Genomic DNA, 25,209 nt, shown 5'->3' on the forward strand with positions numbered 1-25,209 from the left:
ATCGGTCTGCAAACGGCCGCCGCATATGGGTATATGCGTCCTCAACGTCCTCAACAGCAGCGGAAGCCCTGCCGGGGGTCCTCCTCCTGTCGGGCCGTTCGCATCCGCTCGAACTCGTGCCGGGTGGGGGTGGATGCGGCGGGGTGGTCTTCGCGGATGTGTGCGACATAGCGGTCGTACGCTGATTCGTCCGTCAACTCCCTTACGTACCAGCGCACTCCGTCAATCGCCTTGCGCAGCGCCGACCGCATCCAGCTCCTCCGCCTTCTCTTCCTTGGTCGGGATCAGCCCGGCGGGGGCGATGATCTTCGACTCCACGTACGGCGTCTCGGTCAGGGTGGAGAGCGCGGGGCGGCGTATGTGACGGATGCAGACCCGGGTTGCGTCCGCGATCACTACGACGACGAGGATGGCGAGCACCGCTGTGAGGACGCCGTCCACCGTGGAGTTGGTGACGACCGTGTGCATGTCGTCCATGCTCTTGGCGGGGGCCAGGACCTCGCCCCTGTCGATGCCGTCCTGGTACACCGAACGCTGCTTGAAGAAGCCCACGCGCGGGTCGCTGGAGAAGACCTTCTGCCAGCTCGCGGTGAGGGTGACGACCGCGTCCCAGATCAGTGGAATCCCGGTGACCCAGGCCCACTTGAGGCGTCCGGATTTCACCAGGAGTGTCGTGCAGACGGCCAGGGCCACCGCGGCCAGCAGCTGGTTGGAGATGCCGAAGATCGGGAACAGCTGGTTGATGCCGCCGAGTGGTTCGTGGACGCCGACCCAGAGGAAGTAGCCCCACAGGGCGCACACGATGGCGCTGGTGATGAGGAGTCCGGGCTTCCAACTCACCGTCTTGAAGGGTCGGTAGACGTTGCCCAGCATGTCCTGGAGCATGAACCGGCCCACGCGCGTGCCGGCGTCCAGGGCGGTCAGGATGAACAGCGCCTCGAACATGATCGCGAAGTGGTACCAGAAGGCGCGCAGGCTCCCGCCCGTGACCTGGGAGAAGATTTCCGAGACTCCCAGGGCGAGGGTGGGTGCGCCGCCGGTGCGGGAGAGGAGGGTTGCTTCTTCTACCTGTTCGGCCGCCTTCGCCAGGTCCGCGGGCGAGATGGTGTAGCCGAAGTTCGCGACTGCTTGGGACGCGGATTCGACTGTGGTGCCGATGACCCCGGACGGCGCGTTCATCGCGAAGTACAGGCCCGGGTCGATGATGCAGGCCGCGACCATCGCCATCACGGCGACCGACGACTCCATGAGCATGGAGCCGTAGCCGATCATCCGGATCTGGGTTTCCTTCTGGATCATCTTCGGCGTCGTGCCGCTGGAGATGAGCGAGTGGAAGCCGGAGAGGGCGCCGCAGGCGATGGTGATGAAGACGAACGGGAAGAGGGAGCCCGCGAAGACCGGGCCGTTGCCCTGGGAGGCGAAGTCCGTGACCGGGTCCATCTTGAGTGTCGGCAGCGCGATGACCACGCCGAGCGCGAGCAGCGCGATCGTGCCGATCTTCATGAAGGTGGAGAGGTAGTCGCGGGGTGCCAGGAGCATCCACACGGGCAGGATCGAGGCTATGAAGCCGTACGCCACCATCCAGATGACCAGGGTGGAGGGGGCGAGGGTGAAGGTGTCGGCCCAGGAGGATTCGGCGACCCAGCGGCCCGCGACCAGCGCGAGCAGCAGCAACCCGACGCCGATCAGCGACACTTCGGAGACTCGCCCTGGGCGCAGCACTCGCAGGTAGAAGCCCATCAGCAGTGCGATCGGGATGGTCATCGCGATGGAGAAGGTGCCCCACGGCGACTGCGCGAGCGCGTTGACGATGACCAGCGCGAGTACGCCGAGCAGGATGATCATGATGGCGAAGGTGGCGACCAGCGCGGCGGCCCCGCCGAACGGGCCGATCTCCTCGCGGGCCATCTGTCCGAGCGAGCGGCCGTCGCGGCGCGTGGAGAAGAACAGGACGACCATGTCCTGGACGGCCCCTGCGAAGATCACGCCGACGATGATCCAGATGGTGCCGGGCAAGTAGCCCATCTGCGCGGCCAGTACGGGTCCGACGAGCGGGCCCGCGCCCGCGATCGCCGCGAAGTGGTGGCCGAGCAGTACGCGCCGGTCGGTCGGATGGAAGTCGATGCCGTCGTTCAGCCGCTCCGCCGGTGTCGCCCGGGTCTTGTCGACCTTGAGCACCTTGTAGGCGATGAACTTCGAGTAGAAGCGATAGGCGATGGCGTACGAGCCGAGCGCGGCGGCGACCATCCAGGCGGCCGACACCTCCTCGCCCCGCGACAACGCGAGTACGGACCAGCCCGCTGCGCTCACGAGCGCGACGAGGGTCCAGATGACGATGGATCGAGTGTTCGCGGTGCGCACCGGGTCGTCCTCCCGTCCATGCGATGACGGGAGGACCGTAGAACAGGAAGAGGAGCAGCGCTACACCTCTTGCACCACGCCAATTGGTTTATTTCCGGGGGTGGTTGATATCGGTTACTCCTGCGGGCGCTTCAGTCGCGCGACGAACTTGTACCGGTCTCCCCGGTACACCGACCGCACCCACTCCACCGGCTCGCCCTGCCTGTCGAGCGAGTGGCGGGAGAGCATCAGCATGGGCAGGCCGACGTCGGTGCCGAGCAGGCCGGCCTCGCGCGGGGTGGCCAGCGAGGTCTCGATGGTCTCCTCGGCCTCGGCGAGGTGGATGTCGTACACCTCGGCGAGCGCGGTGTAGAGCGAGGTGTACTTGACGAGTGACCTGCGCAGGGCGGGGAACCGCTTCGCCGACAGGTGGGTCGTCTCGATCGCCATCGGCTCGCCGCTCGCGAGGCGCAGTCGCTCGATGCGCAGGATCCGGCCGCCGGCGGTGATGTCGAGCAGGCCGGCCAGCGTCTCGTCCGCGGTGATGTAGCCGATGTCCAGGAGCTGCGAGGTGGGTTCGAGGCCCTGGGCCCGCATGTCCTCGGTGTACGAGGTGAGTTGGAGCGCCTGGGAGACCTTCGGCTTGGCGACGAACGTGCCCTTGCCCTGGATGCGTTCGAGGCGGCCCTCGACGACCAGCTCCTGAAGGGCCTGGCGCACGGTCGTGCGGGAGGTGTCGAACTCGGCGGCCAGGGTGCGCTCGGGTGGCACCGGAGTGCCCGGCGGGAGTGTCTCCGTCATTTCGAGCAGGTGTTTCTTCAGGCGGTAGTACTTGGGCACGCGCGCGGTACGGATGGGGGCGCCACCCTCGTTCTCCGCACTGCTGACGTCGGTGCTCATGCTCTGCCTTCCCGGCTCCGGGTGCCGAAGCGACCGATATACCCGATCGGCCACGGCTCACATCGTGGCACGGCTTGCCGTGCGAGTGTCCCCCCGCACGCTCCGTGATCCCCTCTATATACCGTCGCCGTTCCTGGTTGGTCTAGTCCACCGCGCGGGTACCGGCCGCGTGCGTACGTGAACGGGCCTGCCTGTTATGCCGCTTACCTACTTAAAGGTCTCTGCATATGTCGGTCCCATAACGTCCGACTGGGCGGGCTTACACACCCTTGACACCCCTCTAGGTCTAGGCCAAGCTCCCCGTACTGGTCTACACCATTGGTCCAGGTCCCAGCCCCACGGGCAGTACTCGGCGTGTGTCACGCGGTGGGCAGGGGGGATTGTGGCATCCCTGAGGAGGATGGCGTGAAGCGCAAGCTGATAGCCGCGATCGGTATCGCGGGCATGATGGTTTCCATCGTGGCGTGTGGGGGAGACGACGGCGACAGTGGCGACAAGGCCGCTGCCGACGGTTTCAAGGGCGAGACCCTGACTGTCTGGGCGATGGACGGCTCGACGCCTCCCGGCTGGACCAAGGACCTGACGGCGGCCTTCGAGAAGCAGACCGGCGCCACGCTGAAGTTCGAGACGCAGCAGTGGAACGGCATCCAGCAGAAGATCACCACGGCGCTCTCCGAGGAGAACCCGCCGGACGTCATCGAGGTCGGCAACACCCAGACCCCCGCCTACGCGGCCACCGGCGGTCTCGCCGACCTGAGTGACCTCAAGTCGGAGATCGGCACCGACTGGACCGAGGCTCTCAACGCCTCCTCCGTCTTCGACGGCAAGCAGTACGCGGCGCCTTGGTACTTCGCCAACCGCGTCGTCATCTACAACAAGAAGGTCTGGGCCGACGCCGGCATCACGGACACCCCGAAGACCCGCGACGAGTTCTTCAAGGACCTCGAGGCAATCGAGAGCAAGACCGACGCCGAGCCGATCTACCTGCCCGGCCAGAACTGGTACTTCTTCGACGGCCTGACCATCGGTCAGGGTGCCGACCTGGTCAAGAAGGACGGCGACAAGTACGTCTCCAACCTCGCGGACCCGAAGGTCACCGCGGCCATGGAGATCTACAAGGAGTACCAGGCCTTCTCCAAGGCCCCCAAGGACAAGGACGAGGCGACCCCGCAGCAGGCCGAGGTCTTCGCCAAGGGCAACGTCGGTGCCTTCATCGGCATGGGCTGGGAGGCCGGCACGGCCATCGCGGCCAACAAGGACATCGAGAAGGACGTCGGCTACTTCACCATCCCGGGTGAGACGGCCGACAAGCCCGAGGGCGTCTTCCTCGGCGGCTCCAACTTCGCGGTGGCCGCGGGCAGCAAGAAGCAGGAACTCGCCCAGGAGTTCCTGAAGCTGGCCCTGTCCGACAAGTTCGAGGGCGCGCTCGCCAAGGAGAACGGCGTCATCCCGAACAAGGAGTCGCTGCAGTCCAACCTCACGGCCAACCCCGCCGCAGTGGCCGCCGCCCCGGCCGCGGCCTTCGGCGGCACCACGCCGCTGATCCCCGAGTGGGCCGCCGTGGAGAACGCTCCGAACCCGATCAAGACCTACATGACCGCCGTGCTGAACGGTAAGTCGCCCGCCGAGGCGGCCGCACAGGTCGAGGACGAGATCAACAAGCGTCTCTCGCAGACGAGCTGATCGCCCGCGCACCGGGGCGCCCTCCCAGCGGGGGCGCCCCGGCCCGTGGTGCATGACCAGTAGGGCCACAGAGAGATGGCGAGCATGTCAGTGCAGACCGAACGCACGGACGCGGTCCCGGCGGCCGGGACCAGCAAGACCGATGCGTCCCCTCCGAGAGAGGGACGGAACCGGACGGGTAAGCGAGGCGGCGCGTCCGCCCCCTATCTGCTCCTGCTGCCCGCGTTGGCGGCCACGGCGGTGTTCCTCGGCTGGCCGCTGGTGAAGAACGGCATGCTGTCGTTCCAGAACCTCAACCCGCGGCAGTTGATCCTCCACCTCACCGAGTGGAACGGGATCGACAACTACCAAGAGGTCCTGTCCGGCTCCGAATTCTGGAACGTCGTCGTGCGGACGGTCGTCTTCACCGCCGCCAACGTCGTCCTCATCATGGTGTTCGGCACCCTCACAGGCCTGCTCCTGGCCCGGCTCGGCAAACGCATGAGGCTGACGCTGCTGCTCGGTCTGGTCCTTGCCTGGGCGATGCCCATGGTCGCGGCCACCACCGTCTACCAGTGGCTGTTCGCCCAGCGCTTCGGCGTCGTCAACTGGACGCTGGACAAGCTCGGCTGGCACTCCATGGCCGACTACAACTGGCTCGGCACCCAGTTCTCCACCTTCTCCGTGGTCACGCTGCTGATCGTCTGGATGTCCATCCCGTTCGTGGCGATCAACCTCTACGCCGCGACGACCACGATCCCCAAGGAGCTGTACGAGGCCGCCTCGCTGGACGGCGCCGGCGCGTGGAAGTCGTTCACCTCGGTGACCTTCCCCTTCCTGCGACCGTTCCTGTGGGCCACGACCTTCCTTGAGATCATCTGGGTCTTCAAGTCGTTCACCCAGCTCTTCGTGATGAACCAGGGCGGCCCGGACCGGCTCACCGAGACCCTGCCGATCTACGCCTTCATCGAGGGCGTCGGCAACCAGCACTTCGGGATGGGCGCGGCGATCTCGTTCCTCACCATCCTGGTCCTGCTGGTCCTCACCGCGTACTACCTGCGGACCGTCATCAAGCAGGAGGAGGACGAGCTGTGAAGCGCTCCCTTATCGGCCGCCTGTGGCCCAACGCGACGGCGATCTTCCTCTTCGCGATCTGCGTGTTCCCCGTCTACTGGATGTTCGCCACGGCCTTCAAGCCGACCGGCGACATCATCGCCGAGACCCCGGTCTTCTTCCCGACCGACGTGACCCTCGACCACTTCAAGACCGCCATGGCCGCCGACCACTTCTGGACACTGGCCGGCAACTCCCTGATGGTCACGGTGGTTTCGGTGCTGATGTCGCTCGTCATCGCGCTGCTCGCGTCCTTCGCGCTGGCACGCATGCGGTTCAAGGGGCGGCGCGGCTTCATCCTCACCTTCATGATCGCGCAGATGGCCCCCTGGGAGGTCATGGTCATCGCGATCTACATGATCGTGCGTGACGCCGACCTGCTGAACAGCCTGGTCTCGCTGACCTTCTTCTACATGATCATGGTGCTGCCCTTCACCATCCTGACGCTGCGCGGGTACGTCGCCGCCGTGCCGAAGGAACTCGAGGAGTCGGCCATGGTCGACGGCTGCACCCGCACCCAGGCCTTCATCAAGGTGATCTTCCCGCTGCTCGCACCCGGCCTGATGGCCACCTCGCTCTTCGGGTTCATCACCGCGTGGAACGAGTTCCCCCTGGTCCTCATTCTCAACAAGGACATCGAGTCCCAGACCCTCCCGCTGTGGCTGTCCAGTTTCCGGACGGTCTTCGGGGACGACTGGGGGGCCACGATGGCGGCGTCCTCGCTCTTCGCCGTACCGATCCTGATCCTCTTCGTCTTCCTTCAGCGCAAGGCCGTCAGCGGCCTCACCTCAGGCGCTGTGAAGGGATAACGCCGCACGATGACGACAATCGCCAGTGGTACGGACACACTCACGCGCGACGCGCTGACCGTCCTCCAGCCCGGCTTCACAGGGACCACGGCCCCCGACTGGCTGCTCCGCCGCCTGGGGGAGGGCCTGGCCTCGGTCGGCCTGTTCGGCCGCAACATCGCCTCACCCGACCAACTCGCCGCCCTGACCGCCCAGTTGCGTGTCGAACGGGACGACGTGCTCGTCGCCATCGACGAGGAGGGCGGCGACGTCACCCGACTCGAGGTGCGCAGCGGCTCCTCCTTCCCCGGCAATCACGCGCTGGGGGCGGTGGATGATGTCGTGCTGACACGTGACGTCGCCTTCGAGCTGGGCCGCCGCCTCGCCGCGTGCGGGGTGAACCTCAACTGGGCACCGTCGGCGGACGTGAACTCGAACCCGGACAACCCGGTGATCGGCGTACGTTCCTTCGGCGCCGACACCGACCTGGTGGCCCGGCACACGGCCGCCTACGTCACCGGGCTCCAGGCGGCGGGCGTCGCGGCCTGCACCAAGCACTTCCCCGGACACGGCGACACGGCGGTCGACTCGCACCACGCCCTGCCGCGCATCGACGCCGACCTGTCGGTGCTCGACGCCCGCGAACTCGCCCCCTTCCGGGCCGCGATCGCCGCGGGCACACGTGCGGTGATGAGCGCGCACATCCTGGTCCCGGCGCTGGATCCCGACCTCCCGGCCACCCTCTCCCGGCGCATCCTCACCGGTCTGCTCCGCGAGGAACTCGGCTACGACGGGCTCATCGTCACCGACGGCATGGAGATGCAGGCCATCGCCGCGGTCTACGGCATCGAACGCGGCAGCGTCCTCGCCATCGCCGCCGGCGCCGACGCGATCTGCGTCGGCGGGGGCCTGGCGGACGACGACACCGTACGACTCCTGCGCGACGCTCTCGTCTCGGCGGTCCGCACCGGCGAACTCCCCGAGGAACGCCTCGCGGACGCGGCGGCACGGGTGCGGGCGCTTGCCCAATGGACCGCCTCCGCGGCTCGCGCGGCCTCGTCCGGCTCCGCCGCGTCGGGGGCGGCCGGTGACCCGGAGGGACAGCGCGAGGTCGGACTTGTCGCCGCTCGACGCGCGTTGACTGTGACGCACGCCGAGGCGTACGTCCCGATCACCGACGCGCCGTACGTCGCCGCCCTCACCCCCGTCGCGAACATCGCCGTCGGTGACGAAACCCCCTGGGGCGTGGCGGCGGAACTCGCCCGCCTGCTCCCCGGCACGGAGACCGGCAGCTTCGCGGGCGAGGACGCCGGCACGGTGGTCCTCTCCGTCGCCGGCCCCCGCCGCATCGTCGCCGTCGTCCGCGACGAACACCGCCACCCCTGGATGGCGACGGCCCTCGACGCTCTCCTTGCCGCCCGCCCCGACACGATCGTGGTCGAGATGGGCGTGCCTCAGGCCCCGCCGCGAGGCGCCCTCCACATCGCCACGCACGGCGCCGCGAACGTGTGCGGCCGCGCGGCGGCCGAGGTCATCGCGGGGGAGCGGCGGGAGCAGCGGGAACAGCCGGAGTAGGGGGAACAACGGGGGTACGGGGTAGGGGAGTGACCTCCTACCCCGTATGCACGAATAATGCCGGGCCGACCACAGGGGGGCGGCCCGGCATTCTTCGTGCGGCTGCGTCCGTGCAGATGCGTCTGTGCGACCTGTATCCGTGCCGTCTGCGGCCGGACAGGTGCTAAATGCCCTGCCAGTCCGGCTTGTTGGCGAACGTGTGCCGGAAGTAGTCCGCGAGCTTCAGCTTGGACGCGGCCGCCTCGTCCACGACAACGGTCGCGTGCCGGTGGAGCTGGAGCGCCGAGGCCGGGCACACCGCGGCGACCGGCCCCTCCACGGTCGCCGCGACGGCGTCCGCCTTGCCCTCGCCCGTCGCGAGCAGCACCAGGTGCCGCGCCTCGAGGATCGTGCCGATGCCCTGCGTGATGACGTGGTGCGGCACCTGCTCGATGTCGCCCTCGAAGAACCGCGCGTTGTCGACCCGGGTCTGCTCGGTCAGCGTCTTGATGCGGGTCCGCGAGGCGAGCGAGGAGCACGGCTCGTTGAACCCGATGTGCCCGTCGGTCCCGATCCCCAGCAGCTGGAGATCGACCCCGCCGGCCGAGGCCAGCGCCGCGTCGTACGCCTCGCACGCGGCACGCACGTCCTTGGCGGTGCCGTCCGGTCCCAGGAAGGCGTCCAGGCCCAGCCCGAGCGGTTCGAGCACCTCCCGGCGCAGCACCGACCGGTAGGACTCGGGATGCTCGGCGGGCAGTCCCACGTACTCGTCCAGCTGAGCGATCCGCGCCCGCGAGACGTCCACCGCATCGGCGCCCGCCTTGGCCGCCAGCGCTTGGTAGATGGGCAGCGGGGTCGAGCCGGTGGCCACGCCGAGCAGGGCGTCGGGCTTGCGTCGGAGCAGCTCGGCCATGGCCTCGGCGATCAGCTCGCCGCCCGCCTTGGCGTCCGGGACGATGACAACTTCCACGCTGGGCCTGCCGATCTGGAGAGAAGAGAAGGGGACTCAACTGGGACCCGGAGGGGGCACGTATGGTTTAGACCAATCTAACAGAGTTGCCCCCGAGGAGCCCGTGCGGCCGCCCTCTCTCCAGCGTCCCTCAGGTCAGTGAACCCCCGGTCGCGTCCACCCAGCTCCCCGTGATCCACCGCCCCGCGTCCGAGGCCAGGAACGCCACCACGTCCGCCACCGCCTCCGGTGTCCCCACCTCGCCCAGTGCCGATATCGCCGCGGCCTGCGCCCATGCCTCGTCACTGGCGCGCAGGAACCCGGCGTTGCTGTCGGTGTCGATGATGCCCGGCGCCACCGAGTTCACCGTGATGCCCCGGGGGCCGAGGACCTTGGACAGGTCCCGGGTGAAGACGTCCAGCGCGCCCTTCGTCATCGCGTACGCCATCTTGTCCGGCATCACCGCGGTCCGCGCGAGGCCCGAGGAGATGTTGACGACCCGCCCGCCGTCGCGCAGCCGGCCGAGGCCGTGCTTGACGATGAAATGGGGTGCCTTCACGTTCACCGCGAAGACCCTGTCGTACTCCTGCTCGCCGATCTCGTCGAGTGCGCTCGACGTGCCTATCCCGGCGTTGTTCACCAGGATGTCCACCCCGTCCGCGTGCAGGTCGAAGGCCTCCCAGAGGGCCTTGGCGTCGCCGGGCCGCCCGAGCTCCACCCCGATCGCGAACGCCGATCCGCCGGCCGCCTCGATCGCGGCGACGGTCTGCTTCGCGGCCGTCTCATCGCTGCCGTAGTGCACGGCCACCCGCGCGCCGTCACTGCCCAGCCGCTCGGCGATGGCCCGCCCGATGCCCCTACTGCCGCCCGTGACGAGTGCCGTCCTGCCCGTGAGCACGCTCATGCCGACGCCCCCTTCGCATTTCACTAGTGGTCGCTACAGAAAAAACCGTACAACAGCCCGCCGACATTTCTCTAGTACCCGCTATAAAATCCATCCCATGGTGAGCAGGCAGGTGGGCAGGCAGCAGACCGAGCCGGACGGCGGAGCGGATGGCGGCACGGACGCCGGGGCAGCGGCCAACGCAGGGGCAGCGGCCAAGGTGGCGACGAGGCAACGCGGCCGTCCCCGTTCCTTCGACCGCGAGACCGCGCTGGAGAAGGCGATCCTCGCGTTCTGGGAGCACGGGTACGAGGCGACCTCCGTCTCCGACCTCACCCGCGTCATGGGCATCGGAGCCCCGAGCCTGTACGCGGCGTTCGGCGACAAGCGGTCGCTCTTCGACGAGGTCGTCCGCGTGTACGGCGAGAGGTACGGCTCGTTCGGCGAGCGCGCGCTCGCCGAGGAGCCCACGGCGCGCGCCGCGACGGAGCGGACGCTGCGCGAGGCCGCGGCCGAGTACACCGACCCGGCCCACCCGCACGGCTGCCTGGTCGTCCACGCGGCCACCAACTGTACGACGCCCGAGGTCGAGGCCTCCCTGCGCGACCGGCGCAACGCCAACATCGCCGCGATCGAGACTCGGATAAGGGCAGGGATCGCGGCGGGTGAGCTGCCCCCGGACACCGACGCGTCCGCCCTCGCCCGGCACACCGGCGCGATGATCCAGGGGATGTCCCAGCAGGCCCGCGACGGAGCCACCAAGGAGGACCTGGAAGCCCTCGCGGAACTCGCCATGGCGGTGTGGCCCCGGTCATGAGCCTGGATGGCGCCAATCCGGCCCGTTCATGAACCGATGCGGGTTAGTCTGCGTGAGGGGTGATGTTGGATGTTGGACAGAAACACAACAAACAACGTCGACCCATGGACAGACGGCACCTGCACGCAGGAACATGGTCTAGTCCACAGTGCTCGGTCAAAGGTATCGTGGGCAGAGCATCGAACTGAAAAAGCCTCCGTCTTCCCCGCACAGGAAGACGGACCGAGGAACCGGCGCTCTCTGCCCTGACTGCTCCGGCTCCTCTCTTCGGCCGATCGGGACCGCACACCCCGTGGCCGTTGTTGCTCCGGGCTGCGGTGCCGGGAGGGCTGAGGGTCCCTCTCAGGCGCCGCGGCCCGCGGGTGTTTCCGGGCCCGCGCGGGCGCCGTACGGGCTCCCGGTGGTTGCCTGGTGGAGGTGCCGGTCGCCCCCTGCGGGTGGCTGATTTCGAGGGCTGTCGTATACGCCGGGTACGCTCGCACATGTGCCCTCCATGAACGACCTCGTACGCCAGCACACCGCCCTCGGTGACTCCGACCTCGAGTGGCTGCATCTGCTGGTCTCGGAGTGGCAGTTGCTCTCCGACCTCTCCTTCGCCGACCTCGTCCTGTGGGTCCCCACGCGCGACGGCACCCGCTATGTCTCCGTGGCCCAGATGCGCCCCAACACCGGCCCGACCTCGTACCAGGACGACATGGTCGGCCACCTCGTCCCGCGTGGCCGCCGCCCCTTGCTGGACGTCGCGCTCGACGAGGGCCGGATCGTGCGCGAGGGCGACCCGGAGTGGCGCGAGGAGGTTCCCGTCCGGGTCGAGTCCATCCCCGTACGGCGGGAAGGGCGCGTCCTCGGCGTCATCGCGCGCAACACCAATCTCCTCACCGTGCGCACCCCGAGCCGGCTGGAGCTGACGTACCTCCAGAGCGCCTCCGATCTCGCCCAGATGATCGCGGCGGGTTCCTTCCCCTTCCCCGACCAGCAGGTCGACATGGACGCCTCGCCCCGTGTCGGCGACGGGCTGATTCGCCTCGACGCGGACGGGATCGTCCAGTACGCGTCTCCGAACGCGCTGTCGGCGTACCACCGCCTCGGCCTGGCCTCCGACCTGGTGGGGCACAACCTCGGCTCGACCACGGCCGAACTCGCCCCGTCCAGGGGGCCGGTGGACGAGGCACTGGCCAAGGTCGCCAGTGGCTGGGCGCCCCGCGAGTTCGAGATCGAGAGCGCGGACGGGGTGATCCAGCTGCGGGCGATCCCGCTCAAGCCCAAGGGCACGCGCGTCGGTTCCCTGGTGCTTCTGCGTGACGTGACCGAACTGCGGCGCCGCGAGCGCGAGTTGATCACCAAGGACGCGACCATCCGGGAGATCCATCACCGGGTGAAGAACAACCTCCAGACGGTGGCGGCCCTGCTGCGGCTCCAGGCCAGGCGGATCGAGTCGGACCGTGGCCGGGAAGCCCTGGAGGAAGCCGTACGCCGGGTCGGATCGATCGCGATCGTGCACGAGACGCTGTCCCAGAACCTGGACGAGCGGGTGGAGTTCGACGAGATCGCCGACCGGGTGCTCGCCATGGTCGCCGAGATCTCGCCCGGCAAGGTGATCGGCCGGCGCACCGGCCGCTTCGGGATTCTGGACGCCGAGGTCGCGACGCCGCTCTCCATGGTCCTCACCGAAATCCTGCAGAACGCCCTGGAGCACGGCTTCCGCGAGGGCGACCGCGGCACGGTCGAGGTCTCGGCGGTCCGCGGCGGCACCACCAAGGACGCCCGCCTCCTGGTCACCGTCCAGGACGACGGCGTCGGTCTCCCCGAGGGCTTCGACCCGCACCGCTCGGGAAACCTGGGGCTGCAGATCGTACGGACGCTGGTGGAGGGCGAGTTGGGCGGAACCTTCGACATGGTCGCGGCACCGGAACGCGGTACGCAGGTGATCCTGGACATCCCGGTACGGGCGAACAAGTAGCCGACAGCGACACACAACCGACCCACACCTGCACGCAATCCACGCACACGCAAACAGGTGCAACGGCTCAGCGGCGCAAGGGCACATGACAGTGGCCCCGGACCGAAGTCCGGGGCCACTGCTTACGCTGCTATGCGCATTGGGGGTACTGCGCGCTGCGGCTCGGGGGCGGGAGATGCGTACTCGCTGTACGCGCCGCCAAGCTCAGGCTCGTTGCGGGGTGGAACGTCAGGCGGTGGCCTGACGAGCTCGGTTGCGGGCGGCGCGGCGCTTCATCGCGCGACGCTCGTCCTCGCTGAGGCCACCCCAGACGCCGGAGTCCTGGCCGGACTCGAGCGCCCACTGCAGGCACTGCTCCATGACGGGGCAGCGGCGACAGACGGCCTTGGCTTCCTCGATCTGCAGCAGCGCAGGACCGGTGTTGCCGATGGGGAAGAAGAGCTCGGGGTCTTCCTCGCGGCAAACGGCGTTGTGACGCCAGTCCATGGCTGCTACCTCTCCTTGGTATTACATGCACGTTGCTTGTGAATGTGAACGCTTTCACGAATCCCTCAACAAGTGAAGGGCCGACTGTCAGATGACCTGACGTGGTCCTGAGTTTTGAGGAGGGGTTCTGGCTCTCTGTGGGGCCGATGTTGCGGGCCGTCCCGAGCGCCACGTAGAGACTCGCAAACCTCAGCGGCGGATACAACCCCTTCAGGAAAGTTTTTTTTGATTCCTCGGTGTCGACTAGGTCACAGCCGTACTTCCATGGGGTGGACCCTGGTCTAAACGTTCGAGTGAAAGGACTTTGGGCCCTTCCGCTCACACAATCACACGCAGTGCACGGCGTACGCCTGTGAACGTCACGCTCGTACGCAGTCCGAGGTGGTCGCCGTCCATCTGGAGGGGGAGCGGCACCTTCGAATGCAAGGTGAAGTCCGTCAGATCGTGCAGGGACACCGCATGCCTGCCATGGGGTCCGCGCTCGGGGGACGAAGTGAGCAACTGGGTGGCATACCGGGCAACCGCGGCGGTCGACATGCGGCTGAGGCCGAGTACGTCGAGCCCGGTATCGAACGAGGCCTTAGGTGAGGCGTACACCGGACGATTGCCGAGAAACGTCCACGGTGAGGTGTTGCAGATTATGGACAGGATCAGATCGGCGACCGGGTCCTGGCCGGGACGCTCCAGGGTGATCGTGCCGTGCCTGCGGTGAGGATCGTCCAAAAACTGCCGTAGTACTTGGCGCAAATAGAGGGCGTGCGTGGAGCGCTTGCCGCGCTCGCGCTGCTGCTCGACCCTGCCGATCACACCCGCGTCGAACCCGAGCCCCGCGCAGAAGGTGAACCAGCGGGACGGTACGGACTCGTCCTCGGTGCCCGGGGTGCCGGCGGCGAGGCCCAGGCCGATCGTGCGCTCGCGCTCCTCGCGCAGTGCGTCCAGCAGGGCGCCGGTGGCTTCCACGGCGTCGTTGGGCAGGCCGAGGGCGCGGGCGAAGACGTTGGTGGACCCGCCGGGGACCACCGCGAGGCGGGGCAGGCTCTCCGGATCGGGGCCGTTGTGCAGCAGGCCGTTCACGACCTCGTTGACCGTTCCGTCGCCGCCGAGGGCGACGACCAGGTCTATGTCCTCGCTGTCGGCCGCCTGCCGGCCGAGGTCCCTGGCATGCCCGCGGTACTCGGTGGTGACCGCTTCCAGCTTCATCTCACTGGCCAGCGCGTGGATCAAGACGTCACGCGTGCGCGCGCTTGTGGTGGTTGCTGCCGGATTGACCACGAGAAGTGCACGCATGAGTTGCAGCGTACCTACTGGGGGGTACTCGGCCCAGCCCGAGGTAGGGATCAAGTAAGAGTGCAGGCCGTGAGGTCGGCCACGCGGAGCGGGGGCGGGTCCGGGACGGGGGCTGGGGCGCGCGCAGGCCGACGGCTACTCTTCAGGGGTGAGCCGTGAGCAGAATCCGACCCCCGACGCCCCCACCGCAGACCCCCGTCCCGGGCGGCTGACCGCAGCGGCGGCGCTGGCCGCGCTCGAGGGGCTGGCCCTGGCCGCGGGCGGTGTCTATCTGCTCGTACTGGGCCTCACCGGCGAACCGGACGACCGGCAGCAGGCCGTCACCGGCGGCGTGACACTGCTCGTACTCGCTCTGCTTCCCCTGCTGGCCGCGCGCGGACTGCTGCTGCGCCGCAGCTGGAGCCGGGGCCCCGCGGTGGTCACCCAGATCCTGGCGCTGCCCGTCGCCTACAACCTGCTCCAGGCCGACAGCGTCGCGATCCCCGCCGGCATCGCCCTGGCGGTCGTCGCGATCGCGGCACTGGTGCTGCTGGTGAACCCTGCGACGACCCGGGCGCTGGGCATCCAGGGCCCAGGCCGCGTCCAGGAACCGAAGTAGGCCTACTCCTCGACGAGCAGCTTCTCGCGGAGCTGGGCCAGGGTCCGGGCCAGCAGCCGGGAGACGTGCATCTGGGAGATGCCGACCTCCTGGGCGATCTGGGACTGGGTCATGTTTCCGAAGAAGCGCAGCAGCAGGATTCGCTTCTCGCGGGGCGGGAGGTCCTCGAGGAGGGGCTTGAGGGACTCGCGGTACTCGACGCCCTCCAGTGCCTCGTCCTCGGAGCCCAGGGTGTCCGCGACCGCCGGGGACTCGTCGTCGGTGTCGGGGACGTCCAGGGACAGCGTGGAGTAGGCGTTGGCCGACTCCAGGCCCTCCAGGACCTCCTCCTCCGAGATGCCCAGCTTCTCGGCCAGCTCGTGGACCGTGGGGGAGCGGCCGTGCAGCTGTGAGAGCTCCGCGGTCGCCGTGGTCAGCGCGAGCCGCAGCTCCTGGAGCCTGCGCGGGACGCGCACCGCCCAGCCCTTGTCACGGAAGTGCCGCTTGATCTCACCGACCACCGTCGGCGTCGCGTACGTCGAGAACTCGACACCGCGCTCCGGGTCGAAGCGGTCCACCGACTTGATCAGGCCGATGGTGGCGACCTGAGTGAGGTCGTCCAGCGGCTCGCCGCGGTTGCGGAAGCGGCGCGCGAGGTGCTCGACGAGCGGGAGGTGCATGCGGACCAGCTGGTTGCGCAGCTCCGCGTACTCGGCGCTGCCGTCCTTCAGCTTGCGCAGCTCGATGAACATCGTCCGCGCCCCGCTGCGGTCCTGGGGGTCGTGCCGGATCTGCTGGGCGCTCGGCCCGTGCTGCGCGCCCTGCACGCTCTGCGCCTCCGGCTTGTCGTGCCGCTCGTGCTCGCTCATAGTCCCGCCCGTCACCATTCCCCGAGCTCTCGGCTCCGATCGGGCAGGGGAGGCCCCGAGTACGTCCGCGGACGTACTCGGCCCGGCACCCTCCGGATCCCGTTGCCCGTCGCCCTGGCCGGAGAGCTTCTCCCGTTCGTCCTCGTCGGCCGGCGCCGCCTCCGCGGACGCCGTGCCGTCCTCCGGGTGCGGCCGGGCCTGCTCGGGGATGCCGTCGACGGCGTCCGCGGTGCGCCGCGGCCCGCCGACACGCTCGGCGGGAAGCTCCCGTGTGCCGCGCTCTTCGTCCCGCACCGGCCCGTCCCCGTTCCTCACGCCGGCCCGGGTCCCGCGCCGCGCTGTTTGTAGAGGCTGATCGTCACGGTCTTGTCCTCGGCGACCGTGGATTCGACCTTGCCCGCGAGGGCGGAGAGGACGGTCCAGGCGAAGGTGTCCCGCGCCGGGGCGTGACCGTCCGTAGTCGGCGCCGAGACCGTGACCTCCAGAGAGTCGTCGATGAGCCGGAAGACACAACTGAGCACCGAACCGGGGACGGCCTGTTGCAGCAGGATCGCGCAGGCCTCGTCCACCGCGATGCGCAAGTCCTCGATCTCGTCGAGGGTGAAGTCCAAACGGGCCGCGAGTCCGGCCGTGGCCGTACGCAGCACCGACAGGTAGGCGCCCGCGGCGGGCAGCCGGACTTCCACGAAGTCCTTGGTCGCGGGCTCGCCTGCGATCTGGGACACCCTCACCTCCATGGTGGTACAAGCTCTTTCAGGGGGCCGAGGGTCGCCCCCCGGGGTAACGCGCGATGTGGTTCAGCGGTGACGCTACCGCGCTCCCAAGTTTCCTGTCCCGGGGACCCCGCCCCTTGCTGTCACTCATAGTAAGCCTATGAGTACGGACAGTGGCTAGGGGTCTGCGGCCCCAATTAGGAAGAGCGCGCGCCGGGTTGACGTACCCAGGCGTCAGACGGTCGAACCGTCCGGATCGCGGGTCACACGCGCACGTGATCCGCGAGCCCTGTCAGTATGCCGTCGACGCCGCGGTCGAGGGGTCATACGAGTACGTGGTCGACGAAGCACCAACGCCAGCTCTCACCGGGCTCGAAGGTGCGCATTATCGGGTGCCCGGTGTCCTTGTGGTGCTCCGTCGCGTGCCGCAGCGGAGAGGAGTCGCAGCAGCCGAGGTGCCCGCACTCCAGACACAGGCGGAGCTGCACCGGGTCCGTGCCGGCGGCCAGGCACTCCACGCAGGTTTCGCTCAGGGGCTCGGGCTCGGGGTCCGGCAGCGCGTCGGCGTGCGTGCACTGTTTCATGATTGCCAGATTACGTCGGGTGTGCGGGAAGCCGCGCGAAAACGAGAGCGGGCGGAAAGACGATGCACATTTTGCCACTGCTTCTGCTGGTCGCCGGGAGCGCCGCATGCGCCGCGGCCGCCCGCCGCACACCGGTCCCGGCACCGCTGCTGCTCGTCACCGTGGGCCTGGTGATCTCGTACGTCCCCGGGGTGCCCGCGTACGAACTCGACCCCGACATCGTGCTCCCGCTGCTGCTGCCCCCGCTGCTGTATACGGCGGCCACCGACAGCTCGTACCTCGATCTGCGGGCGCAACTCCGACCCGTCGCGCTGCTGTCGGTCGGTTACGTCCTCTTCGCGACCCTGGCCGTCGGCTGGGCCGTGTACCTGATCGTGCCGAGCCTGCCGCTGACCGCGGCGCTGGTCCTTGGAGCGGTGGTGGCGCCGCCGGACGCGGTCGCGGCGACGGCGGTGGCGCGGCGGGTGGGGCTGCCCTCGCGGATCACCACGATCCTGCAGGGCGAGTCCCTGGTGAACGACGCGACCGCGATCACCGCCTTCAAGGTGGCGCTCGCCGCGGCGGTCGGCGAGGGCGCGACCTGGTCGGAGGGCATCGGCGAGTTCCTGCTCGCGGCGGTCGGCGGCGTCGCCGTCGGGCTGCTCCTGATGGTGCCGCTCCACTGGCTGCGCACCCACCTGAAGGAAGCACTCCTCCAGAACACCCTCTCCTTGTTGATCCCCTTCGTCGCCTATGGGGTCGCCGAGCAGGTGCACGCCTCCGGGGTGCTCGCCGTGGTCGTCGTCGCCCTCTACCTCGGACACCGTGCCTGGGAGGTCGATTTCGCCACCCGGCTCCAGGAGGAGGCGGTGTGGAAGATGGTCGCCTTCGTCCTGGAGTCGGCGGTGTTCGCGCTGATCGGCCTGCAACTGCCCGTCGTCCTCAAGGGGCTTGGGGCGTACGAGGGTATCGACGCCGCCTGGTACGCGGTGGCCCTCTTCCTCATCGTCGTCGTGACCCGGTTCGTGTGGGTGTATCCCGCGACCTTCCTGCCACGGATCCTCTCGGCGCGCATCCGCAAGCGCGAGGACAACCCCACCTGGAAGGGGCCGTTCGTGATCGCCTGGGCCGGGATGCGGGGCGTGGTCTCGCTCGCCATCGCCTTCTCGATCCCGCTGACCGTGCACGGCGGCGAAGACTTTCCCGATCGCAACCTGATCCTCTTCCTGACCTTCACGACGGTCATCGGGACCCTCGTCGTGCAGGGGCTGACGCTGCCCCCGCTGATCCGCCTCCTGAAGCTGCCGGGGCGCGACGTGCAGACCGAGACGCTCGCCGAGGCCAACGCCCAGGCGCAGGCTTCCCGGGCCGCCGAGAAACGCCTTGACGAGCTCCTCGAAGACGAACGCAACGCCCTTCCCCCGCCACTCGCCGACCGCCTCCGCACGGTCCTGGAACGCCGCCGCAACGCCGTCTGGGAACGCCTCGGCGCGGTGAACCCGGTGACCGGCGAGACCGCCGACGACACCTACCGCCGGCTGTCCGGCGAGATGATCGACGCCGAGCGCGCTGTCTTCGTACGGCTGCGCGACCTCCGCTACATCGACGACGAGATGCTGCGGACGCTGCTGCGAAGGCTGGACCTGGAGGAGGCGGCGGCGTACCGGGAGACGACCTGAGGGGTCTCACGACCCCCGGATGTCCCGCGCAGGTCATGGGGTCGGGCTGTCCGGTGGCCGGTCGAGGGGGAGCCGGATGGTGAACACCGCACCGTTGCCCGGCTCGCTGTCGGCGGTGATGGTTCCCCCGTGTGCCTCCACGAAGTGGCGGACGATGGACAGGCCGAGGCCGCTGCCGCCGGTGTGTCTGCTGCGGGACTTCTCGGCCCGCCAGAAGCGCTCGAAGACATGGGGGAGTTCCTCGGGTGCGATGCCGTTGCCCGTGTCCTCCACGGTGAGGACGGCCAGGTCGTCGCGCTGCCGGGCGGTGAGCGTGACGGTGCCGCCCGCGGGGGTGTGCCGGAGCGCGTTGGAGATGAGGTTGCCCAGGGCCTGGCGCATCCTCACCGGGTCGGCGTTCAGCCAGAGGCCGGGGTCGGTGTGCGTGCGCAGGCGGATGCCCGAGGTTTCGGCGCGGGTGCCGTGGGCCGACACCGCCTGGGTGAGGAGTTCGTCCGTGGGCATGGGCCGGCGGTGCAGTTTCAGGGTGCCGGCGTCGGCTGCCGCGAGGTCGCTCAGGTCGTCGATGATGTGCTGCAGGAGCAGTGCCTCGTCGTGCAGGGAGGCGATGATCTCAGGGTCCGGGGCGAGCAGCCCGTCGCGGGTGACCTCCAGCCAGCCGCGGATGTTGGTCAGCGGGGTCCGCAACTCGTGGGCGATGTCGCTGACCATGGCCTTGCGCTCGGCTTCCAGCTGTTCGCGGCGCGCGGTGAGGTCGTTGAAGGCGGCGGCCAGATAGCCGGTCTCGTCCTTGGTCGTGACGGCGACGCGCGTGTGCTGATGCGGGGGTTGCTGGGCCGCGGCCGTCAGGGCTCGCAGGGGGCGGACGAGACGGATCGCGACCACGGCGGTCATGGCGACGGTGACGGCCAGGACCAGCCCCGTCACACCGATGATCTTGGTTTTGTTGGCGGGGGAGAGGTCGAAGCCCGCGGGCTGCCCGCCCAGGTTGCCCAGGTAGAGCCTGGCCCTCGGGGCGACGTACGGGTCGAGCTGTGTGCGGCGGGCGTTCTCGACACAGGTCGGCGCCTGCTGTTTGCCGCCGGGACGGCGGACCGGGTCACCCTTGGGCGAGCCGGGAACGAAGTCGATCCATGGTTGGAGAGGCTCGTCCCGCCCCTGGCCGAAGCAGGGCCCGGCAAGAGCGTTGAGTTCACTCAGCGCCTTCTGCTCCGTGGGCGTGGGCGTATCGAGTAGTTCGTCGGGGCAGTCCCGCGTCGGGGATCCGTCGCCGGCGTCGGCGACGACCACCGTACGGCCGCTGGGAAGCTGTCGGAGGCTGCCTTCGAGCTCGTACATCTGCATGCACTTCTCGGCGATCGTTCTCACCTTCGCCCGTTCGAACGGAGGGAGTAGGTACGGTCCCACCACCCGCGGGTCGAGTCCGGCGAGTTGGGCCCCCGGCTCGGTGTACGTGTCGGTGGTCAGCGGGTCGATGGTGGCCGAGGCGCGGGCGGGCAGGGCGGTCTTGGGGGCGGCGGAGTCGGCGATGGTGCGGCCGGTCTCGGTCGTCAGGGCGATACGCCGTCCCGTGGTGCGGGAGAGCGTGCGCACCGAGCTCTGTACGCCCTTCCAGTCGGCGTGAGTCGCGGCGAAGCCGCTGAGTCGGCGGAGGATGTCGGTGTCGTCGGAGAGCACTTGGCCGCGCTCCTCCTGGATGGCCCGTGTGGTGGTCTGTACGGCCAGCCAGGCGGTGGCGCCCACGGAGAGCACGGCGATGGTCATGGACGTGAGGAGGAGCCGTACCAACAGGCTTTTGCGCCAGGGGATGCCGGGACCGGGCGTCATGACGGCTGCCCGGTGAGTTTGTAGCCGACGCCGAAGACGGTCAGCAGCCGGACGGGTGTGCGGGGGTCGGGCTCGATCTTCTTGCGCAGGTTCATGATGTGTACGTCGATGGCGCGTTCGGTGGACGCGCGGTCGTGGCCCCGGGTGTGCTGCAGCAGTTGACGGCGTGAGAAGACCCGGTCGGGTTCCGCGGTCATGGCGTGGATGATGGCGAATTCGCCGGGCGTGCACAGGACGGGGCTGCCGTCGCAGGTCACCTCGTGGCGTGCGGGATCGACGGTGATGCCGCCCGCGCGGAGCACGGGGGAGAGCTCTGCGGGGCGGAGGGTGCGGCGCAGCACGGTGCGGATGCGGGCCATCAGTTCCCGTGGGCTGTACGGCTTGGTCATGTAGTCGTCCGCGCCGAGTCCGAGGCCCAGCAGCACATCGTCCTCGGTGGAGCGGGCGGTGAGCATGAGAACGGGTATCTCGCCGTTCTCCCGCAGCACCCGGCACACGCCGAGACCGTCGATCTTGGGCAGCATCAGGTCCAGGACGACCAGGTCGGGTCTGCGACTGGTGGCCTCGTCGATCGCGGCCCGCCCGTCGTGGACCACGACGGGCGTGTGGCCCTCCTGAAGCAGCAGCCGCCGTATGAGCTCGGCCTGCATTTCGTCGTCTTCCGCGACCAGGATATGTGCGCACACGCGGCCGACTCTAAGCGCGGGCAAGCGGCGTTCAGGCCCCTGTGCGGGCTATCCCACACCCTGACAACTTCCTGATATCCGCGAGTCAGGCTGGGGTGATGCCCTTGGGTGCGTTCGGCACCGGCGGCGTCACGCGAGGTGGCAGCCCGACCTCGTGACTCGGAGCTGACCAGTTCCTCATATGTCCCGCCGAGGCTGAGGATCATGACTTCACCAATGCGTCGCCTGCCCCGACGGCGGCTTCTCCGTGCTCCGTTCGGCGACCGCCGAGCGCCCGGCTCCAGCATCCCGGGACTGAACCGTCTGGGGATGCCGGCCGCCGTCCTGGCCCTTTCCGTCACCGTCACCGTCGCCGGATGCGCGGGGACGGTGACGGGCGGCGGGGCGGCCGCCGACCGTCCCGCGGCCGTCGGAGCGCACGGTGCGTCGGCCACCGCCCCCGGCACGGCACAGGCCGCGCCCGGGCGGACCTCCGCGGACAGCGAAGCGTCCGGCGCGTCCGCCCCCGCGCTGCTGCCGGGCCTCGGTGCGCGGACACGGGCGGAAATCCCCGCGAACGCGCGACAGGTCCTGCTGGTCACCGGGCAGGGCAAGAACTCCTCGGACTCACGGGTGGTGCTGTACCGGCGTACCGGTGCGGGCTGGGAGCCGGGAGCCACCTGGCCCGCCCACAACGCCCTCCGGGGCTGGACGGACGACCACCATGCCGGTGATCTCCGGTCGCCCATCGGCGTGTTCTCCCTCACCGATGCCGGCGGACTGCTCGCCGATCCCGGCACCAGGCTGCCGTACAACCACTCGGGGGGCTTCACCATCGGCGGCAGGGGCTTCGAGGGCGAACCGCTCGCGGGCTCCTTCGACTACGTCGTCGCGATCAACTACAACCGCGAGCCCGGCACCTCACCCCTCGACTGGACCCGCCCTCTCGGCGCGGACAAGGGCGGCGGCATATGGCTGCACGTCGACCACGGCGGGCCCACACACGGCTGCGTGAGCCTGGAGGAGGAGCACATGAAGGAACTCCTGCGCACTCTCGACCCCGACCAGCACCCGGTGATCGTCATGGGGGACGCCGAATCCCTCGAACGCTGAAGGCGGGCTTCCCAGGTGATCAGGCGATCAGGCGAGCGGTGCTCCTGTGATCACGGCCGCCACCGTCGTCCCGCGGGGGAACGCGCCCTCCTCGGCCAGGGTGACAAGTCCGTACAGCATCTTGGCGACATAGAGACGTTCGACGGGCAGCCCGTGGCGGTGCTCGAAGTCCGCTGCGAATGTGTCGAGTTCAGGGGTGGTGCGGGCGTAACCGCCGAAGTGGAAGCGTTCGTCGAGGGACCAGTCGCCTTGACGGGCGCCGAAGGCGGTGACCTGGAGGGCCTGTATGTCGGCGCTCAGGAAGGCGCCCTTCAGGACGGGTATGCCCAGGGCGCGCTGGTCGGGAGCGAGCCCGGCGGCCAGGCCCGCGAGTGTGCCGCCGGTGCCGCAGGCCAGGGCGACGACACCGGCGTGGGCGCGCAGCTCCTCGCCGAGGGCCTGGCAGCCGCGTACGGCAAGGGAGTTGCTGCCGCCCTCGGGCACGACGTACGCGTCCTCGGCGTCCAGCGTGCGCAGGATCGAGGCGAGTGTCTCCGGCTCGGTCTTGTGGCGGTACGTCGATCTGTCGACGAAGTGCAGCCGCATGCCGTCCGCCGCACACCGGGCGAGTGAGGGGTTGAGGGGGCGCCCGGACAGCTCCTGGCCGCGGACCACGCCGAGGGTGGGCAGCCCGAGGAGACGGCCCGCGGCGGCCGTGGCCCGCAGGTGGTTCGAGTACGCCCCGCCGAAGGTGAGCACCGCCCGGCCCGCTGCCGCCGCCAGGTTCGGGGCCAGCTTGCGCCACTTGTTGCCGACCAGCTCGGGGTGGATCAGATCGTCCCGCTTGAGCACCAGCCGGACGCCGTGACGCCCGAAGCGCTCGTCCGCGACGTCCTGCAACGGCGACGGCAGGCGGGGCCGTAGGCCGGCGAGGTCGGGCGCTTCGGGTGCCACGGGTCCTTCGGGGGCGCCGGGGATGCCGGGGCCGTCGTGTTCGGCGGGGCTGATCACTTGGCCATTGTCGGACATACGTCCGGGACTGGGCCTCCGGAGGGGAGGTCTGGAGTGGGTGTCCGGACGGTGGCGTGGCGGTGCGGTGCTGTGGCGGTGCCGTGGTGTGGCGGTGCCGTGGTGTGGCGGTGCGGTGGTGTGGCGGTGCGGTGGTGTGAAGGCGGCCGAGGCCCGGGAGTCGTACCGGGCACCGCGCCTTCGGCTCTGAGCACCCATGTGCCTTCCCCGCAGGGCCACGCCCGTCACTCTGCCCCGCAGGGCCACGCCCGCCCGTCACCCTGCCCCGCAGGGCCCCACGCCCGTCGACCGCCCGGCGCGGGGCTCGGCTCCGACCGTCCCGCACGCGGCTCGGCGGCGACCGCCCCGCACGCGGCCCGGCGGCACCGCGCCCGTGCCGCCCGCTCGGCACTGCCGCGCCCGGCGCGCCCGCCGCGCCATGGCACCGTCACTTCAGTCGGTCGCGGACCCGCTCCCTCATGGAGTCCATCGTGAAGCCGCGTGGGTCGATCTTGCCCGGCTGCCATTCCAGGTGGCCGATCACCGAGCGCTCGGTCCAGCCGTGGTGGCGGCAGATCGCGGCGGCGACCTTTTCGATGGTGCTCAGCTGTGCTTCGGGCCAGGGGTCCGAACCGTTGCCGAGGTTCTCGCATTCGAAGCCGTAGAAGTGGCGGTTGCCGTCGGTGTTCGCCTCGTTGTCCGGGGGGAGTCTCTTCGACGCGATCACGGCGCGCAGTACGTCGTCGTCACCCAGGCCCGCGTGGTTGACGCGGCCGTAGCCGACGAGGTGTACGACGCCGTCCTTGGTGATGACGCCGTGGCACAGCGGCCCGGGCAGCTCCGCATGGCCGTCACGGCAGAGCTCGACGGTGGCCTTGCTGCCCGAGGTCACCGTGTGATGGATCATCACGCCGTACACCGGACCCCATGGGCCCTTGTGGTTGCGGTTGTGACGTTCCCAGTCGCCGACCTCGACGACCGTGACGCCCGCCTCCCTGAGCCGGTCCAGGAAACCGCCCGCGGACATGGGTGGGGCCATGACCGCCTCCTTCGCGCTGCACGCCGGCCACCCGTCGCGGCCGTCTCGTACCGCCGCTACTACCCGGAACCCGGTGGCCGGCCCAGGCGTTCGCACGGTGTGCGAGCCGATTCGGTCAGGGGCTTGCGGCGGTGCGCCGTGGCGCGAGGGGGAGCCCGGGATCAGCTGTGAAGGAAGCTGTCCCCATGCGTCGCGATGTGGTTCTCCAGTGCCTGCAAGGCCTGTTGTGTCGCCTGCGGGGAGCCGCTGCCGCGCCGCTCCGCCAAGTACGCGGCGCCCAGTTTCTTCAACAGGTCACCGCCCGCGCGCTGTGCCTGCACGTCGTCGATCTTCTGCTTGCCCTGTGTGAGCCCCCGCTGCGCCTGTTCTTTGGCGCGGTCCAGAAAGCCTGCCATGACCGTCTCCCGTCCTCGTATGTCGAAGCATCAGCCGAAGCGT

The 25,209-nt window shown here is 69.3% G+C and carries 24 protein-coding genes; 9 read left to right on the forward strand and 15 right to left on the reverse strand.

Going from position 1 to position 25,209, the window contains the following annotated elements:
• Positions 1 to 50: 50 nt before the first annotated feature.
• The 3 genes from OG219_RS32045 to OG219_RS32055 all read right to left on the reverse strand — a co-directional run bounded on the left by OG219_RS32045 (position 51) and on the right by OG219_RS32055 (position 3,240).
• The gene (locus tag OG219_RS32045) at positions 51 to 251 is read right to left on the reverse strand and encodes a YbdD/YjiX family protein (protein ID WP_266832372.1); all 201 of its coding nucleotides are present in this window, start codon (positions 249 to 251) and stop codon (positions 51 to 53) included.
• Complete coding sequence (locus OG219_RS32050) at positions 223 to 2,361, reverse strand: carbon starvation CstA family protein (protein ID WP_266832374.1); 2,139 nt, start codon at positions 2,359 to 2,361, stop codon at positions 223 to 225. Before OG219_RS32050 ends, OG219_RS32045 begins: the two co-directional genes overlap by 29 nt.
• Before the next feature lie 114 nt (positions 2,362 to 2,475).
• Entirely contained in the window at positions 2,476 to 3,240 is a 765-nt protein-coding gene (locus OG219_RS32055; RefSeq protein WP_266832376.1) for a GntR family transcriptional regulator, read from the reverse strand.
• Between the two features lie 405 nt (positions 3,241 to 3,645).
• Here OG219_RS32055 and OG219_RS32060 point away from each other — a divergent pair, with 405 nt between their 5' ends.
• From OG219_RS32060 to OG219_RS32075, 4 genes are all read left to right on the forward strand, one after another.
• Positions 3,646 to 4,923, forward strand: a complete 1,278-nt coding sequence (locus OG219_RS32060) for an extracellular solute-binding protein (protein ID WP_266832378.1) — start codon at positions 3,646 to 3,648, stop codon at positions 4,921 to 4,923.
• Positions 4,924 to 5,007: 84 nt separating this feature from the next.
• Positions 5,008 to 5,997 carry a carbohydrate ABC transporter permease gene (locus tag OG219_RS32065; protein ID WP_266832380.1) on the forward strand — a complete coding sequence of 330 codons (990 nt, stop codon included), beginning with the start codon at positions 5,008 to 5,010 and terminating at the stop codon, positions 5,995 to 5,997.
• The gene (locus tag OG219_RS32070) at positions 5,994 to 6,824 is read left to right on the forward strand and encodes a carbohydrate ABC transporter permease (RefSeq protein WP_266832382.1); all 831 of its coding nucleotides are present in this window, start codon (positions 5,994 to 5,996) and stop codon (positions 6,822 to 6,824) included. Before OG219_RS32065 ends, OG219_RS32070 begins: the two co-directional genes overlap by 4 nt.
• 9 nt (positions 6,825 to 6,833) lie before the next feature.
• Positions 6,834 to 8,378 (forward strand): glycoside hydrolase family 3 protein, encoded by a 1,545-nt coding sequence (locus OG219_RS32075; protein WP_266832384.1) that lies wholly within the window; start codon positions 6,834 to 6,836, stop codon positions 8,376 to 8,378.
• Positions 8,379 to 8,541: 163 nt separating this feature from the next.
• Here OG219_RS32075 and nagB read toward each other — a convergent pair whose 3' ends face one another.
• Positions 8,542 to 9,327 (reverse strand): glucosamine-6-phosphate deaminase, encoded by a 786-nt coding sequence (gene nagB, locus OG219_RS32080; protein WP_266832386.1) that lies wholly within the window; start codon positions 9,325 to 9,327, stop codon positions 8,542 to 8,544.
• A gap of 130 nt (positions 9,328 to 9,457) precedes the next feature.
• Positions 9,458 to 10,210: an SDR family oxidoreductase gene (locus OG219_RS32085; protein ID WP_266832388.1), complete on the reverse strand. Its 753-nt coding sequence runs from the start codon at positions 10,208 to 10,210 to the stop codon at positions 9,458 to 9,460.
• Positions 10,211 to 10,307: 97 nt separating this feature from the next.
• On the opposite strand from OG219_RS32085, the gene OG219_RS32090 reads away from it, so the two are divergent.
• Positions 10,308 to 11,006, forward strand: a complete 699-nt coding sequence (locus OG219_RS32090; RefSeq protein ID WP_266832390.1) for a TetR/AcrR family transcriptional regulator — start codon at positions 10,308 to 10,310, stop codon at positions 11,004 to 11,006.
• 493 nt (positions 11,007 to 11,499) lie between these two features.
• Complete coding sequence (locus OG219_RS32095) at positions 11,500 to 12,966, forward strand: sensor histidine kinase (RefSeq protein WP_266836302.1); 1,467 nt, start codon at positions 11,500 to 11,502, stop codon at positions 12,964 to 12,966.
• A gap of 228 nt (positions 12,967 to 13,194) precedes the next feature.
• On the opposite strand, the gene OG219_RS32100 is transcribed toward OG219_RS32095, so the two are convergent.
• Positions 13,195 to 13,452 (reverse strand): WhiB family transcriptional regulator, encoded by a 258-nt coding sequence (locus OG219_RS32100; RefSeq protein WP_006380970.1) that lies wholly within the window; start codon positions 13,450 to 13,452, stop codon positions 13,195 to 13,197.
• A 318-nt stretch (positions 13,453 to 13,770) separates the two neighbouring features.
• A complete protein-coding gene (locus OG219_RS32105; protein WP_266832392.1) occupies positions 13,771 to 14,739 on the reverse strand; it encodes a diacylglycerol kinase family protein in 969 nt (322 codons plus the stop codon).
• 148 nt (positions 14,740 to 14,887) lie between these two features.
• Here OG219_RS32105 and OG219_RS32110 point away from each other — a divergent pair, with 148 nt between their 5' ends.
• Positions 14,888 to 15,337, forward strand: coding sequence for a hypothetical protein (locus OG219_RS32110; protein WP_266832394.1), 450 nt, complete (start codon positions 14,888 to 14,890; stop codon positions 15,335 to 15,337).
• A 2-nt stretch (positions 15,338 to 15,339) separates the two neighbouring features.
• On the opposite strand, the gene OG219_RS32115 is transcribed toward OG219_RS32110, so the two are convergent.
• The 3 genes from OG219_RS32115 to OG219_RS32125 form a co-directional block, all read right to left on the reverse strand.
• Positions 15,340 to 16,500 (reverse strand): RNA polymerase sigma factor SigF, encoded by a 1,161-nt coding sequence (locus OG219_RS32115; protein WP_266832396.1) that lies wholly within the window; start codon positions 16,498 to 16,500, stop codon positions 15,340 to 15,342.
• Entirely contained in the window at positions 16,497 to 16,910 is a 414-nt protein-coding gene (locus OG219_RS32120) for an anti-sigma regulatory factor (protein ID WP_266454474.1), read from the reverse strand. The genes OG219_RS32115 and OG219_RS32120 overlap by 4 nt, the downstream gene beginning before the upstream one ends.
• A gap of 311 nt (positions 16,911 to 17,221) precedes the next feature.
• Complete coding sequence (locus tag OG219_RS32125) at positions 17,222 to 17,482, reverse strand: UBP-type zinc finger domain-containing protein (RefSeq protein ID WP_266832398.1); 261 nt, start codon at positions 17,480 to 17,482, stop codon at positions 17,222 to 17,224.
• Positions 17,483 to 17,544: 62 nt separating this feature from the next.
• On the opposite strand from OG219_RS32125, the gene OG219_RS32130 reads away from it, so the two are divergent.
• Positions 17,545 to 19,140: a Na+/H+ antiporter gene (locus tag OG219_RS32130; RefSeq protein WP_266832400.1), complete on the forward strand. Its 1,596-nt coding sequence runs from the start codon at positions 17,545 to 17,547 to the stop codon at positions 19,138 to 19,140.
• Positions 19,141 to 19,173: 33 nt separating this feature from the next.
• Here OG219_RS32130 and OG219_RS32135 read toward each other — a convergent pair whose 3' ends face one another.
• Both OG219_RS32135 and OG219_RS32140 read right to left on the reverse strand, forming a co-directional pair.
• Positions 19,174 to 20,967, reverse strand: coding sequence for a cell wall metabolism sensor histidine kinase WalK (locus tag OG219_RS32135; protein ID WP_266832402.1), 1,794 nt, complete (start codon positions 20,965 to 20,967; stop codon positions 19,174 to 19,176).
• The gene (locus OG219_RS32140; RefSeq protein ID WP_266832404.1) at positions 20,964 to 21,653 is read right to left on the reverse strand and encodes a response regulator transcription factor; all 690 of its coding nucleotides are present in this window, start codon (positions 21,651 to 21,653) and stop codon (positions 20,964 to 20,966) included. The genes OG219_RS32135 and OG219_RS32140 overlap by 4 nt, the downstream gene beginning before the upstream one ends.
• Positions 21,654 to 21,962: 309 nt before the next feature.
• Here OG219_RS32140 and OG219_RS32145 point away from each other — a divergent pair, with 309 nt between their 5' ends.
• Positions 21,963 to 22,745 (forward strand): L,D-transpeptidase family protein, encoded by a 783-nt coding sequence (locus tag OG219_RS32145; protein ID WP_266832406.1) that lies wholly within the window; start codon positions 21,963 to 21,965, stop codon positions 22,743 to 22,745.
• Positions 22,746 to 22,772: 27 nt separating this feature from the next.
• Here OG219_RS32145 and OG219_RS32150 read toward each other — a convergent pair whose 3' ends face one another.
• The 3 genes from OG219_RS32150 to OG219_RS32160 all read right to left on the reverse strand — a co-directional run bounded on the left by OG219_RS32150 (position 22,773) and on the right by OG219_RS32160 (position 25,166).
• Positions 22,773 to 23,678, reverse strand: coding sequence for a 1-aminocyclopropane-1-carboxylate deaminase/D-cysteine desulfhydrase (locus OG219_RS32150; RefSeq protein ID WP_266836303.1), 906 nt, complete (start codon positions 23,676 to 23,678; stop codon positions 22,773 to 22,775).
• 502 nt (positions 23,679 to 24,180) lie between these two features.
• On the reverse strand, positions 24,181 to 24,771 hold the full coding sequence (locus tag OG219_RS32155) for an N-acetylmuramoyl-L-alanine amidase (protein ID WP_266832408.1): 591 nt from the start codon (positions 24,769 to 24,771) through the stop codon (positions 24,181 to 24,183).
• 161 nt (positions 24,772 to 24,932) lie between these two features.
• Complete coding sequence (locus OG219_RS32160; protein WP_266454455.1) at positions 24,933 to 25,166, reverse strand: hypothetical protein; 234 nt, start codon at positions 25,164 to 25,166, stop codon at positions 24,933 to 24,935.
• Positions 25,167 to 25,209 lie beyond the last annotated feature (43 nt).

The sequence above is a fragment of the Streptomyces sp. NBC_00038 genome (genome assembly GCF_026343635.1).
Taxonomy (GTDB): Bacteria; Actinomycetota; Actinomycetes; order Streptomycetales; family Streptomycetaceae; genus Streptomyces.